The organism is Pedococcus sp. P2_D7 (assembly GCF_056404295.1).
This window is the reverse complement of record NZ_JBFUEH010000002.1, coordinates 322,768-336,080: the sequence shown is the minus strand read 5'-3', so window position 1 is coordinate 336,080 and position 13,313 is coordinate 322,768. Positions and strand designations below refer to the sequence as shown.

At 70.4% G+C, this 13,313-nt stretch carries 14 protein-coding genes and 1 tRNA gene; 10 read left to right on the top strand and 5 right to left on the bottom strand.

Annotated elements, in window-relative coordinates; all coding sequences use genetic code 11:
- Window positions 1-11 precede the first annotated feature (11 nt).
- From AC1DWJ_RS05115 to AC1DWJ_RS05100, 4 genes are all read left to right on the top strand, one after another.
- The gene (locus tag AC1DWJ_RS05115) at window positions 12-995 is read left to right on the top strand and encodes a helix-turn-helix transcriptional regulator (protein WP_457256079.1); all 984 of its coding nucleotides are present in this window, start codon (window positions 12-14) and stop codon (window positions 993-995) included.
- Between the two features lie 25 nt (window positions 996-1,020).
- Window positions 1,021-1,476, top strand: coding sequence for a VOC family protein (locus tag AC1DWJ_RS05110; RefSeq protein ID WP_457256077.1), 456 nt, complete (start codon window positions 1,021-1,023; stop codon window positions 1,474-1,476).
- 73 nt (window positions 1,477-1,549) lie between these two features.
- The gene (locus tag AC1DWJ_RS05105) at window positions 1,550-2,554 is read left to right on the top strand and encodes a hypothetical protein (RefSeq protein ID WP_477620158.1); all 1,005 of its coding nucleotides are present in this window, start codon (window positions 1,550-1,552) and stop codon (window positions 2,552-2,554) included.
- A gap of 30 nt (window positions 2,555-2,584) precedes the next feature.
- Window positions 2,585-2,770 (top strand): hypothetical protein, encoded by a 186-nt coding sequence (locus AC1DWJ_RS05100; protein WP_457256074.1) that lies wholly within the window; start codon window positions 2,585-2,587, stop codon window positions 2,768-2,770.
- A 9-nt stretch (window positions 2,771-2,779) separates the two neighbouring features.
- Here the strand turns inward: AC1DWJ_RS05100 and AC1DWJ_RS05095 are convergent, their stop codons facing one another.
- On the bottom strand, window positions 2,780-3,607 hold the full coding sequence (locus tag AC1DWJ_RS05095; RefSeq protein WP_457256073.1) for a UbiA family prenyltransferase: 828 nt from the start codon (window positions 3,605-3,607) through the stop codon (window positions 2,780-2,782).
- A gap of 88 nt (window positions 3,608-3,695) precedes the next feature.
- Here AC1DWJ_RS05095 and AC1DWJ_RS05090 point away from each other — a divergent pair, with 88 nt between their 5' ends.
- From AC1DWJ_RS05090 to idi, 4 genes are read left to right on the top strand one after another with little or no spacing between them, the layout of a single operon-like run.
- Window positions 3,696-4,775, top strand: a complete 1,080-nt coding sequence (locus tag AC1DWJ_RS05090; protein ID WP_457256071.1) for a type III polyketide synthase — start codon at window positions 3,696-3,698, stop codon at window positions 4,773-4,775.
- Between the two features lie 5 nt (window positions 4,776-4,780).
- Window positions 4,781-5,311, top strand: a complete 531-nt coding sequence (locus tag AC1DWJ_RS05085; protein ID WP_457256070.1) for an isoprenylcysteine carboxyl methyltransferase family protein — start codon at window positions 4,781-4,783, stop codon at window positions 5,309-5,311.
- The gene (locus AC1DWJ_RS05080; protein WP_477620157.1) at window positions 5,308-6,366 is read left to right on the top strand and encodes an NAD(P)/FAD-dependent oxidoreductase; all 1,059 of its coding nucleotides are present in this window, start codon (window positions 5,308-5,310) and stop codon (window positions 6,364-6,366) included. Before AC1DWJ_RS05085 ends, AC1DWJ_RS05080 begins: the two co-directional genes overlap by 4 nt.
- Window positions 6,363-6,947, top strand: coding sequence for an isopentenyl-diphosphate Delta-isomerase (idi, locus tag AC1DWJ_RS05075; RefSeq protein ID WP_477620156.1), 585 nt, complete (start codon window positions 6,363-6,365; stop codon window positions 6,945-6,947). Before AC1DWJ_RS05080 ends, idi begins: the two co-directional genes overlap by 4 nt.
- Window positions 6,948-6,957: 10 nt before the next feature.
- Here the strand turns inward: idi and AC1DWJ_RS05070 are convergent, their stop codons facing one another.
- On the bottom strand, window positions 6,958-8,505 hold the full coding sequence (locus AC1DWJ_RS05070) for an MFS transporter (RefSeq protein WP_477620155.1): 1,548 nt from the start codon (window positions 8,503-8,505) through the stop codon (window positions 6,958-6,960).
- A gap of 121 nt (window positions 8,506-8,626) precedes the next feature.
- Between AC1DWJ_RS05070 and AC1DWJ_RS05065 the strand changes: the two genes are divergently transcribed.
- The gene (locus AC1DWJ_RS05065; RefSeq protein WP_477620154.1) at window positions 8,627-9,316 is read left to right on the top strand and encodes a TetR/AcrR family transcriptional regulator; all 690 of its coding nucleotides are present in this window, start codon (window positions 8,627-8,629) and stop codon (window positions 9,314-9,316) included.
- A gap of 142 nt (window positions 9,317-9,458) precedes the next feature.
- On the opposite strand, the gene AC1DWJ_RS05060 is transcribed toward AC1DWJ_RS05065, so the two are convergent.
- From AC1DWJ_RS05060 to AC1DWJ_RS05050, 3 genes are all read right to left on the bottom strand, one after another.
- Window positions 9,459-9,623 carry a hypothetical protein gene (locus AC1DWJ_RS05060; protein ID WP_457256064.1) on the bottom strand — a complete coding sequence of 55 codons (165 nt, stop codon included), beginning with the start codon at window positions 9,621-9,623 and terminating at the stop codon, window positions 9,459-9,461.
- A gap of 23 nt (window positions 9,624-9,646) precedes the next feature.
- Window positions 9,647-10,366 (bottom strand): hypothetical protein, encoded by a 720-nt coding sequence (locus AC1DWJ_RS05055; protein WP_457256062.1) that lies wholly within the window; start codon window positions 10,364-10,366, stop codon window positions 9,647-9,649.
- Window positions 10,367-10,901: 535 nt separating this feature from the next.
- Window positions 10,902-10,974: transfer RNA gene (locus AC1DWJ_RS05050), tRNA-Arg, on the bottom strand.
- Between the two features lie 461 nt (window positions 10,975-11,435).
- Between AC1DWJ_RS05050 and AC1DWJ_RS05045 the strand changes: the two genes are divergently transcribed.
- Window positions 11,436-13,280 carry a phosphoenolpyruvate carboxykinase (GTP) gene (locus tag AC1DWJ_RS05045; RefSeq protein ID WP_477620153.1) on the top strand — a complete coding sequence of 615 codons (1,845 nt, stop codon included), beginning with the start codon at window positions 11,436-11,438 and terminating at the stop codon, window positions 13,278-13,280.
- The last annotated feature ends 33 nt before the right edge of the window (window positions 13,281-13,313 follow it).

Below are 13,313 nucleotides of genomic sequence, written 5' to 3'. Positions count from 1 at the left end.
ATCCTGACGTCATGGCCAACACCAGCTCCCGCACCCTGCGACTGCTCTCGCTCCTCCAGACCCATCGGTTCTGGGCCGGGCCGGAGCTCGCCGGCCGGCTCGAGGTGTCCGAACGCACGCTGCGTCGCGACGTCGAGCGGCTGCGCGAGCTCGGCTATCCCGTCGACTCGGTCCGCGGGATCGAGGGCGGATACCAGCTCGGCGCCGGCGCGACGATGCCACCGCTGACCGTCGACGAGGACGAGGCGATCGCGATGGTCGTGGCGCTCAACGGAGCAGCCCAGCTCACCGCGGGCGCACTGTCGGAGGCGTCGGTCAGCGCCCTGTCGAAGGTCGTCCAGGTGCTGCCACCCAAGCTGCGCCGGCGGGCCGAGGCGCTGCGCGCGGTCACGGACGACTCCCCGTTCTCCGAGGCTCCGGCCGTGCACGCCGACGTCCTGGCCGCGGTGGCCCAGGCCACGAGGGACACAGAGCGGATCCGCTTCACCTACCTGGCGCGTGGCGGTCAGGGTGCCGGCGAGGCCGTGCGGCGCCACGTCGAGCCACACCGGCTCGTCACCGTCGGGCGCCGCTGGTACCTCCTGGCCTACGACCTCGACCGCCAGGACTGGCGCTCGTTCCGGCTCGACCGCCTCAGCGAGCCGTTCGGCACCCGGGCCCGCTTCCGAGCGCGCGAGGTGCCGGGAGGTGACGCCGCGGCATACGTGCGAAAGGGCTTGTCCCGCAACGAAACCCGCGTGGTTGTGCGTGCCCGGGTCCACGCTCCGTCCGAGCAGGTCGAGCGCCGCACAGGTCGGTGGGCGCGGGTCACCCCGATCGACGACACGTCCTGCCTGCTGGAGATGGATGCGGTGCACCCGGGGTGGGCGGCGTTCGGGCTCGGGGTCGTCGATGCGCCGTTCACGCTCGAGGAGGCCACGCCTGAGGTGCTCGAGGTGTTGCGCCTGTGGTCCGCGCGCTTCAGCGAGGCAGCCGCCGCAGGGCCGACCGGCTGACGCACCCCGGTGCGAGACTGCCCGCATGACCGCGAACTGGCACCTCACCGTCGACTGCGCCGACACCTCCCGACTCGTACGGTTCTGGTGTGCGGCGCTTGGTTACGTGCCCGAGCCGGCCCCGGCCGGCTGGGACTCGTGGCTCGACTACTGGCGAGCGGGCGGCATACCCGAGGAAGAGCTCGTGGGCGCCGAGCAGGGCAGCGGCGCGATCGTCGACCCCGAGGGCCTGCGACCGCGCATCTGGTTCCAGGAGGTGCCGGAGCCCAAGTCGGTCAAGAACCGGCTGCACGTCGACGTCAGGCACACGCCGGGTCGCGAGGCGATGCCGTATGCCGCCCGGCGGGCCAGCGTGGACGCCGAGGTCGAGCGCCTGGTCGCCCTCGGCGCGAGCATCGCCTACCGCAACGCCCCCGAGGGCGCGGACTACTACGCGGTCACGCTGCGGGATCCCGAGGGCAACGAATTCTGTGTGGTGTGACAGGTGCATCGTGTGACGAGACCCTGCTGCGTGGTGATTCGGCCTCGCCGCCGACACCTGAGAGGCTGACGTCGTGCTCACCACGAACGACGTCGCCAAGTGCGAGGCCTGGTTCGACTCCCACGGGTTGCCGTACTTCGTCGAGGCGGGCCACGAGGCCATCCAGCGGGCCCTCGTGCCGCGCATCGTCGGCCTCTGGGCCGTGCTCGCCGCGGTGCCAGCCGTGCTCGTGACAGTCGTCGCCCTCAACCTCGACGCCGGGGTCGGCGAGGCGGTCGCAGCCGGGCTGCTGACCGCGACGGTCGTCGCACTGGGGCGGGCGGTCAGGGTGTTCCGGGTGGGGCGGATCGGCCGCTGGGCACTGGCCCATGCCTGGGAGAACCGGTCGCTGATCGGTCCGCTCGCGACGCGAGCCCTGCCGTTCCTACTGCTGTTCATCACCTTCCTCTTCATCAACACCGAGGTCTGGCAGGTGTCGTCGGCACTGCCCCGCCCGTTGCTGTGGGTCTGCGTCGGGATCTTCGCCCTGCTCGCGGTCGCCTTCCTCGCGCCGTCGTTCCGCAGCGAGATCGAGCGGGTCGGCGCCGAGGTCGAGGGCGAGATGCTTGCGGCGACGTGCGTCGGCACCCCGGTGGCGTCGGCCGCCCGCGAGATCCTCGCCGAGCCGCACCTCGCCACCGAGGTGGCCGGCATCCGGCTCCCCCCGCTGCAGCGCCGCAACCTCATGCTCATGCTCTTCATCGCCCAGGCGATCCAGATGCTGTCACTGGTGCTGATCGTGTTCGGCTTCTTCGTCATCTTCGGCTCGATCGCCATCCGCCCCAGCGTGATCGAGGCCTGGGTGGGCTCGGAGCCGCACTACACCGGACCGTTCCACCTGGTCAGTGACGAGCTGTTCTCGGTCGCGATCTTCCTGTCGGCGTTCGCGGGCCTCTACTTCACCGTGCAGGCCGTCATCGACCAGAACTACCGCCGCGAGTTCTTCACCCGGATCCAGGACGACCTGCAGCGCGCGATCGGGGTCCGCAAGGTCTATGTCGCCCTCCGCGCCCACCTCGCGGCGGACCGGAGCAACTGAGCCCGGCCGCGCCAGGCATAGGCTCGCGACGTGAACCCTCGCGTAGCGCTCGGCTTCGGCATCCTGCTCTTCCTGGTCGGCCTCCTGTGGACCCTGCAGGGTCTCGACATCCTGGGCGGCAGCGGCATGAGCGGCGTCGCGATCTGGGCCGTCATCGGCCCCTTCGTCGCCTTGATCGGGATCGTCGTCGCGCTCGGCGCACGCCGAAGGCGCTGACGCCCACCGTCAACGCAGGACGAGCACCGCCACGTCGACCAGGGCGATGCCGATGGCCGCGACGAAGGGACCCTTCCCGCGGCCCAGCACGGCGACCAGGGCCAGCACCACGCACGCCGCCAGGCCGGCCCACGCCCCGGGAGGCACCGCGCCGCCGGGCCCGAACGTCGCCACGACCGACCCACCCAGCAGCACCGCCGGCGCCAGCACTCGCACCCGCCCGGCGCCGAGCCGCTGCGGAAGTCCGCGAACCCCTGTGGCGTCGTCGTCCGCCAGGTCGGGCAGCGCGTTGAGCAGGTGCGCGCCGACCCCGAGCACCGCGCCGGTGACCATCATCCAGACCGGCGGCCAGGCCCGGTCCGGAGCCGCGAGGGAGACCACGGCGGGCAGCGCACCGAACGCCACGGCATACGGCAACGCTGACCAGGCGGTGCGCTTGAAGCCTAGGTTGTAGGCCCAGCCGCTCGCGACCCCGAGCAGCAGGTGCACTGCGGCCGAACGCCAGCCGCACGCGAGCGAGAGCACGATGCACGAAGCGCCGGCGACGCCGATCGCCTTGCGCACCAGCGCCTCCGAGAGCTCGCCGCGAGCCAGCGGTTTGTCGTGGCGGGCGACGGCCCGGTCGCGCGCCGCGTCGATGAGGTCGTTCGACCACCCGATCGTCAGCTGGCCGGTGAAGACGGCCGCGGTGACCAGGATTCCGGTCGCCACGTCGAGGCCGAGGGCCACCGAGAGCAGTGCCACGAGCACCGTGACAGCGAGCGTCGGACCGGGGTGGCAGGCCCGGACCAGCGCTGTGCGCGACGTCGACGACGCGGACACCGGCTCGCTGGGCACGGGCCAACCCTAGGCGGGTCGGTCCCGGACCGGCCCCTGTTCGGCCCTGCCGAGGCAGGACCGCCGCCGGTGTGCCTACGCTCTCCTCGTGAGCCGCATCGTGTCCGTCGCCGGGGTCCTGCCCGAGCACCGCTACGCCCAGGGTGAGGTGACCGCCGCCTTCGCGACCGTCCTCGGAGCGCACGGGGTCGACCGGCTGTTGCTGGAGCGGATCCACGCGAACGCCGGTGTGAGCCACCGTCACCTCGCGCTCCCGCTGGAGCGGTATGCCGCGTTGCGCGACTTCGGGGAGGCCAACGACGAGTTCATCGCGGTCGCGGTGGACCTCGGGGCCGAGGCCGTGGTCGACGCCCTCAAGGCGGTCGGCCTCACCCCCACCGACGTCGACCTCATCGTCTCGACGACGGTCACGGGGCTGGCAGTCCCCTCGCTGGAGGCCCGGATCGCCGCCCGCATCGGCCTGCGCCCTGACGTGAAGCGGGTGCCGATCGTGGGCCTCGGCTGTGTCGCCGGGGCCGCAGGCGTCGCCCGCATCCACGACCACCTGCTCGGCCACCCCGGCGACGTCGCCGTCCTCCTCTCCGCCGAGCTCTGCAGCCTGACCGTCCAGCGCGACGACACCTCGACCGCCAACCTCGTCGCCAGTGGGCTGTTCGGTGACGGAGCGGCCGCCGTGGTGATCGTGGGCGCCGACAAGGCGGCCGAGCTCGGTCCGGACAGTGGCCACGACCTGCGGGTGCTGGCGACCCGGAGCCGGATGTACCCCGACAGCGAGCGCGCCATGGGCTGGGACGTCGGCGCCTCCGGCCTGCGGATCGTCCTCGGCGTCGAGGTGCCCGAGCTGGTGCGGGCCAACCTCGGCGAGGACGTCGACGGCTTCCTCGAGGAGCAGGGCCTCAGCCGCGCCGACATCGGCTTCTGGGTCGCCCACCCCGGCGGCCCCAAGGTGCTGGAGGCGATGGCCGACGCGCTCGAGGTGTCGCGGGACGCGCTCGGCGTGACGTGGGACTCCCTCGACCGGATCGGCAACCTGTCGTCGGCCTCGGTGCTGCACGTCCTCGCCGATACCCTGCGCGACCGGCCCCCGAGTCCCGGGTCGTACGGCGTCCTGATGGCCATGGGTCCGGGGTTCTGCCTCGAGATGGTGTTGCTCCGAGCGGCGGGCTGACGGCGATGGCCGCTTCCGAGGTCCTGTTCACCGCACTCGTCGCAGCGGTGGGGCTTGAACGCCTCGCCGAGATGGTGGTGTCCAAGCGCCATGCCGCGTGGGCCTTCTCGCGCGGCGGGGTGGAGTCGGGGCGCGGCCACTTCCCGGTCATGGTGGCGCTGCACACCGCGCTCCTCGTAGGCGCGCTCGTCGAGGTCGTCGCCGCCGACCGGCCCTTCATTCCCCTGCTCGGGTGGCCGATGCTCGTCCTGGTCGTCCTCGCGCAAGCCCTGCGCTGGTGGTGCATCTCGACGCTGGGGCCGCAGTGGAACACCCGCGTCATCGTCGTGCCCGGCGCCACCCTGGTCGCCGCCGGCCCCTATCGCCTCCTGAGGCACCCCAACTACGTCGCCGTGGTCGTCGAGGGCTTCGCCCTCCCCCTGGTCCACACCGCCTGGGTGACGGCGGCGGCCTTCACGATCCTCAACCTCCTCTTGCTGTCGGTGCGGATCCGGGTGGAGGAGCAGGCGCTCGGGCTCCGAGCCGGTGCCGCGTGAGCGTCGACCTCCTCGTCATCGGCGGCGGCCCGGTGGGCCTGGCAACAGCCCTGTATGCCGCGCGCCGTGGCCTCACGGTCGAGGTGCTCGAGCCGCGTCCCGGCCCCGTGGACAAGGCCTGCGGTGAGGGCCTGATGCCCGGAGGGTTGGCTGCCCTGGCCGACCTCTGCGTGCAGCCACATGGCCACCCCTTCAACGGGATCCGTTACCTGGCCCGCAACGGCGTCGCGGTCGCGGACTTCACCCGGGGCCCGGGGCTCGGCGTCCGTCGGACGGAGCTCCACACGAGGCTGGCCGCGGCGACCGCCGACGCCGGCGTCTGCGTGCACCAGCTGTCCGCGACCGGCCTCAGCCAGGACGCGCACCGCGTCCAGGTGACCACGCGGCTGCCGGGCGGCGAGGGCGGGCCGACCCTGCGGGCCGGTCACGTGGTCGCTGCCGACGGGCTGCACTCCTGGACGCGTCGGCACCTCGGACTCGACCGACCTTCGTCCCAGCCCGGCAGGTACGGGCTGCGCCAGCACTTCGCCGTCTCGCCGTGGTCGAGCCACGTCGACGTCCTCTGGGCCGAGGATGCCGAGGCCTACGTCACCCCGGTCTCCGACGACCTGGTGGGCGTCGCGGTCCTGAGTCGTCGCCGGCGGCCGTTCGCAGAGCACCTCGCACAGTTCCCCCCGCTCGCCGGGCGGCTCGCCGGGGCCGAGGCGGCCTCAGCGGTGCAAGGAGCTGGGCCGTTGCGGCAACGCAGTCGCCACCGCGTCGCCGGCCGGGTGCTGCTCGTCGGCGATGCCAGCGGCTACGTGGACGCGCTGACCGGCGAGGGCATCTCGTTGGGGCTGGCCCAGGCGCGGGCCGCCGTCGCGGCCATCGCTGCCGACCGGCCGGGCGACTACGAGCGCGGGTGGCTCGCGGCCACATGGCGGTGCTCGCTGCTCACCCACGGGTTGCTCCAGGCCACTCGCCCGCAGGTCACTCGCCGGGCACTCGTGCCGCTGGCCGCCCGAGCGCCGTGGGTGTTCTCCGCGGCCGTCAACGAGCTGGGTCGGTCGGCATGACCGAGCTCGTCGTCCTGCTGGACGACCACGGGCGCGCGGTGGGCACGCAGGACAAGGCGACTGTCCACCACGGTGCGACGCCCCTGCACCTGGCTTTCTCGGCATACCTCTTCGACCCCGAAGGGGCGCTGCTCGTCACCCAGCGCGCGCCGACGAAGGCGACCTTCCCGGGCGTGTGGACCAACTCGGTCTGCGGGCATCCCGGGCCCGGCGAGGGGCTCGACACGGCTGCGAGGCGTCGGGCACTCGACGAGCTGGGCGTCACGGTGGGCGAGCTGCGGCTCGTGCTGCCGGAGTTCGCCTACGTCGCGGAGATGGACCGCGTGGTCGAGAACGAGCGGTGCCCGGTGTTCACCGCCGTGCTGCCCGATCGGGAGCTCGACCTCGACCCGGCCGAGGTGGGCGGCGCCGAGTGGGTGCCGTGGCGGACCTTCGCGCCCGAGGTGCTGGACGGGCGCCGCGCCGTCTCGTCCTGGTGCCGCGAGCAGGTCGAGCAGCTCTGGCTCCTCGGTGCGCGCCCGCAGGACTGGCCCGCCGCAGACACCACGCTCCTCCCACCGGCCGCCCGCCTCGACAGCTGACGGCCAGCTGTCAGGCGACGTCCTCGACGGGGTGCTCCTCGACGGGGTGCTCCTCGACCGCGTGGGAGTTCGTCAGGGTCAGCGCGCCTCCTGCGGCGACCACCCCGACGACGACGGCGAGCAGACCGTAGGTGATGCGCTCGCCGTGGAAGAACGACGCGACCAAGCCGCTGCTCCACGTGCCCGCCGGCAGGTGGGTGGTGACCAGGGCGGCGATCATGGTGCCGACGACGGCCGTGCCCAGGCTCGTGCCGACCTCCTGGGCAGTGTCGTTGAGCGCGGTGCCGATCGACGTGCGGTTGGCCGGCATCGCGTCGACGAGGGCGACCGCGCAGATCGTCATGACCGTGCGCAGCCCGATCGTCAGGAGGACCATGCAGACCGCGATGGCGAGGTAGCCGTGGTCGACACCCCAGGACAGTCCAACCAGCGAGCCCGCCAGGAAGGCGGCACCCACGAGGCAGGCGACGCGGTGGCCGAACCGGATGGCGAGCCACTCCGACAGCGGCGTCGCGACGATCATGGTCACGATGATCGGGAGGTTCGCCAGGCCAGCGCGCACGGGGCTCCAGCCGTAGGCGTACTGGAAGTGCAGAATCAGTCCGAACATCACGCTGGCCATCGCGATCGACGTCCCGACCTGGGCGATCGAGGCGCCACGGACCGTGCCGTTCGAGAAGAGGCCGAGGTCGAGCATCGGCGCGGCGGTGCGGCGCTCGTGCCGCACGAACCAGGCCCCAGCCACGAGGGCGCCGATGACCGAGGCGATCGTGAGCGGGGAGGCCCAGCCGTGCTCGACACCGCTGGTCAACGAGTAGCAGGCGAGGCCGATGGCGCTCACGCTCAGGAGCGCTCCGGGCAGGTCGAGCCGGTCGTCGGTGAGGTCCTCCGGACGGTCGGCTGGGACACCGAGGCGCACGCCGATGAAGGCGACCAGGGCGATCGGCGCGTTGACGACCAGGAGCCACTCCCACCGGACATGGGCCAGGGCGGTGCCGCCCAACAGCGGGCCGAGCACGAACCCCGACATGCCCACGACGATCATCACCGTCATCGCGCGCATCCGCAGGGCCGCGTCGTCGAAGAGCCGGAAGACCAGCGAGTTGGTGATCGGGGCCATCGCCGCGGCGGCGATGCCGAGCCCGGCGCGCAGCGTGATGAGCTCGGCGGCCGTGGAGACGGCGACGACGGCCAGGCTGAGGAGTCCGAAGACGGCGAGCCCGACCAGCAGCACCCGACGGCGCGCGAGGCGGTCGGCCATCGACCCCGCGGTCAAGAGCAGCCCACCGAACGTCAGGGAGTAGGCGCCAGTGACCCACTGCAGGGCCGTCGTGCCGCTGCCGAGGTCGCGGCCGATGGTGGGCAGGGCGATCGACAGCAGCGTGTTGTCGACCATCTCGACGAAGAAGGCCAGGCAGAGCGCGGCCAGGGGGATCCACGCCGCACGCAGGGACGGGTAGGTGTGCGCCGCGGTGGGCGCGGTCTGGGGGGTGTTGCTGGCGGTGGTGGTCAGGTCGGTGCAGGTCAGGTCGTTGCGGGTCATGTCGTTGGTGGTCATGGTGGCCCTCCTCTCGAGGCGTCGCACGGCTATCGAACGACGTTCCATACGATAGAACACTGTTCGATAAATGTGCAACCTGTGGTTGGATGGACGCATGGCAGGCCCTCGAACGCGATCCGTGGATCGCCGTCCCCGCGGCCGCCAGCGCGCCTCGCACTCGCTGGAGGCCGTGCTCACGGCGGCCGTGGAGCTGCTCGACGAGGCAGGCGAGTCGGCCCTGACGTTCCGGGCGCTGGCGGCGCGCCTGGGCACCGGCGTCGGCAGCATCTACTGGTACGTCACGAGCAAGGACGACCTCCTCGACCGCGCGACCGACCACGTGCTGGCGGGGGTGCTGACGGCCGTCGAGGGACAGACCGGCAGCGACGACCCGATCGCCGACCTGCGGGTGATGGCGGTGACCCTGTTCGACGCGATCGTGGACCGCCCATGGTTGGCCGCTTACTTCATGCGCAACACCGATGTCCAGGGCAACTCACTGCTGCTCTACGAGAAGCTCGGCCAGCAGACGCTTCGCCTCGACCTGACACCCAAGCAGCGCTTCCACGCCGTCTCGGCGATCGTGGGGGTGGTGGTCGGCACCGCAGCCGACCTCGGCCAGGAGCCACCCGAGGAAGTCCTCAGCGGCGCCGTCGACCGCGACGAGTTCCTCGATCGGTATGCCGCGACGTGGCGGGCCGCGGACCCCGATCAGTTCCCGTTCGTCCGGGGGATCGCCGACGAGTTCGCTGGTCACGACGACCGGGAGCAGTTCCTCGCCGCCCTCGACCTGACCCTGGCCGGCCTCCGCCTCCAGGCCGGAGCCTGATCGCGACGCTATGCCATGCCCCTGAGGGCGGGGCAACGCGCCTGCCCCACAGCGTGGGGCATGGCATAGCATCGCCGACCCGCGGCCTGGAGCAGGCCGCGGCCGGAGACAAGCAGCGCCTCGACTGCTGACAGCCGCGCACCTAGGGCTTGGTGGCCCGTCGCCGAGTCGCGTCCCCGAGGAACACGCCAACAGTGACGGCGACGATCAAGACGAATGAGTCGAGGAAGGCGGACTTCAGCGGCGCCACAGCCTTCGTCAGTCCATAGCCGAGGATGAAGGCCATCCCCATCGCGACTCCGACCATCGATGCAATGTGCTTGGCGCGCTTCAACACGTCACGACTCGCGAACCCAACGGGAGCCCTGTGGTGGTGAATCGCAGCGCCAAGCATCGACCGATCGATTTCGCGGTGAGGGCATTCGAGCGGATGGTGGACCAGTTCGCCGCCACGTACCCAGCACAGGCCACCTTCAGGGCACCGAGGTACACCGGGGACCACGGGATGCGACCGCACAGCGCCGCCGTCCCGGCCGCTACGCCGACGACCATTGCGTCGCTGATGCTGAGGGTCTCGCTGCGGGTGAACTTCAAGCAGGGAGTGAAGAGACCACAATTGATAATGGTCGGGTCTGCGGCCACGGGAAAGGTTGCCCCCTTGGTATCGACCGTCTGCACGAGGCGGTTCCCGGTGACCGTGTAGAAGGTCGGGAGCGACCTCCCGTTGGCATCTTTCGCCCAGGGGACCGCAATCTCCACCATCACGCCCTTAGATGTCACCACGCGGACTGATCCGTCAGGTTGCACGGTTCCCCGCCCTGGGAGCGAGAACTCGGCGGTCGCTTGCCCCTGCTCCAGTACCGCAATCATCGCGGTGTCAGTCACATACGTTTCCCGGTTGCCGGGTGCCCCGATGCTGACGCCATGGATGACAGCCCCTCTCTCCACGGGTCGGATGTCTTGTGCCACCGATTCGGCCACCACCTGTCGGCCCGACTTCCCCTGCGCCTCTGCTGGGGAAGCAACCACGGCCCCCACCGTGACGGCCATGACCGCACCTACCGCCAGCATTCGCATGAACGCTCTCAACCTCAACAGTCCCCCTCAGATTTCGATTTGTAGCGCGTGGCTGAACATACTTGCCTTGTCATAGGTATGACAAGGTTTCTGAGGAATGATAGGCAGGAAACGTTTGGTTCCTTGCCGCGCTCGACCTCACCCTCGCCGGCCTCCGCCTCCAGGCCGGAGCCTGATCGCGACGCTATGCAGTGCCCCTGAGGGTCGGGCAACGCGCCTGCCCCTCAGCGTGGGGCACGGCATAGCATCGCCGACCCGCGGCCTGGAGCAGGCCGCGACAGCCGCGCACCTAAGGCTTGGTGACCCGTTGCCGGGTTGCGTCCCCGAGGAACACGCCAACAGTGATGGCGACGATCAAAACGAAAGAGTCGAGGACGCTTCACCGTGCGTAGCGTGATGCGGGCAGTTGCCAGGCTGCGGGGACGAGTAAGGCCCCCGTCGCGTTTCCGCGAGCGGGGGCCCCATCGTCTGTCTCAACGCAGAGTGCGTGGTCGCCGTGGCAACCGGGTGCGCCCGAAGGGATTCGAACCCCTAACCTTCTGATCCGTAGTCAGATGCTCTATCCGTTGAGCTACGGGCGCGAATGTCGCCCTGAGATTCCTTGTGGGATCGCCCAGAGCAACGACGGGAAAGACTACCGGCTCGACCCCGCGCCCACGAAATCGGTATGCCGCCCGGCGCAGCCGGCCGCGCGGCATACCTCTCGCCGTGGCGGGTTGAGCACGGCGCCGAGGCGACCCGGCCCTGGGCTGGCCAGCCCAGGGCGGCGACGCCGAAAGGCAAGAAACGCAGCGGAATCCGCCGTCTTCTTGCAACCCTTGCAAGAAGATTGCAAGCGATCGATTCCTACTGCCCGGTTGTGAGGCTTTTCACGAGCGGTCTAGACCGTGCGCGGTATCTACTGGCGCGTAGGGGGGCGTACCTTGGCCAGATCAGGAGCGTTCACCATGTGGACACGCGGTCGGATGACCCGTGTCGGCGTGGACGCATCACCTCATGATCCGGGGGAGCACCGCCCCGGACGAAAGGGACGGCCGATCACATGACGACCGAGGCGACGCACACCGACCAGCGCGCAGGGGGCACCACGCACGCCGGCCTGCAGGCATGGGTCGACGAGGTGGCAGCGATGACCACCCCCGACCACATCGAGTGGGTCACCGGCTCCGCAGCCGAGTGGACCCGACTGACCGACAAGCTCGTCGAGGCCGGCACCTTCGTGCGCCTCAACGAGGAGAAGAAGCCGAACAGCTTCTACGCCGCCTCCGACCCGACCGACGTCGCCCGGGTCGAGGACCGCACCTACATCTGCTCCGTGGACGAGAAGGATGCCGGGCCCACCAACAACTGGATGGACCCGCACGAGATGAAGGACCTCATGCGCGGGCTCTACGCCGGCTGCATGAAGGGCCGCACGATGTACGTCATCCCATTCGTGATGGGTCACGTCGAGGCCGAGAACCCGATGTTCGGCGTCGAGATCACCGACTCCGAGTACGTCGTGGTCTCGATGCGCGTGATGGCCCGCACCGGCGTCAACGTGCTGCGCCGCATCGAGGAGCTCGGTGAGAACGCCAAGTACGTCCCGGCCCTGCACTCCGTCGGGGCCCCGCTCGAGCCGGGCCAGGCCGACGTGAAGTGGCCCTGCAACCCGGAGAAGTACATCGTCCAGTTCCCCGAGGAGCGGATGATCTGGTCCTACGGCTCGGGCTACGGCGGCAACGCCCTGCTGGGCAAGAAGTGCTACTCGCTGCGGATCGCCTCCGTGATGGCCCGCGACGAGGGCTGGCTCGCCGAGCACATGCTCATCCTCAAGCTGATCTCGCCCGAGCAGCAGGTCTACTACATCGCAGCGGCCTTCCCGAGCGCCTGCGGCAAGACCAACCTCGCCATGCTCGCCCCGACCATCCCGGGCTGGAAGGTCGAGACCCTCGGCGACGACATCGCCTGGATGCGCTTCGGTGAGGACGGTCGCCTCTATGCCGTGAACCCCGAGTTCGGGTTCTTCGGCGTCGCCCCCGGCACCAACGAGCACACCAACCCCAACGCGATGAAGACCATCAACAAGGGCAACTCCGTCTTCACCAACGTCGCGCTCACCGACGACAACGACATCTGGTGGGAGGGGCTGGAGAACACCCCGGCCCACGCCACCAGCTGGAAGGGCCAGGACTGGACGCCCGACATCGGGGCGTCAGGCGAGCTCTCGAGCCACGCCAACAGCCGCTACTGCACCCCGATCGAGCAGTGCGACATCCTCGCCAAGGAGTACTACGACCCCAAGGGTGTGCCGATCTCGGCGATCTTCTTCGGCGGCCGCCGCAAGACCACCGTGCCGCTGGTGACCGAGTCGCGCGACTGGATCCACGGCACCTTCATGGGCGCCACGCTCTCCTCGGAGACGACCGCGGCCGCCACCGGAGCCGTCGGCGTCGTCCGCCGCGACCCGATGGCGATGCTGCCGTTCATCGGCTACAACGCCGGCGACTACTTCCAGCACTGGATCAACCTCGGCAAGGATGCCGACGCGTCCAAGCTCCCGAAGATCTTCTACGTCAACTGGTTCCGTCGCGACGAGGACGGCGGCTTCCTGTGGCCCGGGTTCGGCGAGAACAGCCGCGTCCTCAAGTGGGCCATCGAGCGCATCGAGGGCAAGGCCGCCGCGGTCGAGACCCCGATCGGTCACGTGCCGACCCCGGAGTCGCTCGACACCTCCGGCCTCGACCTGAGCGACGCCGACATCGCGTCAGCCCTCAAGGTCGACCCCGAGGAGTGGAAGGCCGAGATCCCGCAGATCGAGGAGTGGTTCGCCAAGTTCGGCGACACCCTTCCCACCCAGCTCCAGGTCGAGCTCGACGGCCTCAAGGCCCGCCTCGGCGTCGAGTGACGGTGAGCTAACCCGTAGGCCGCCCGCGCGGCA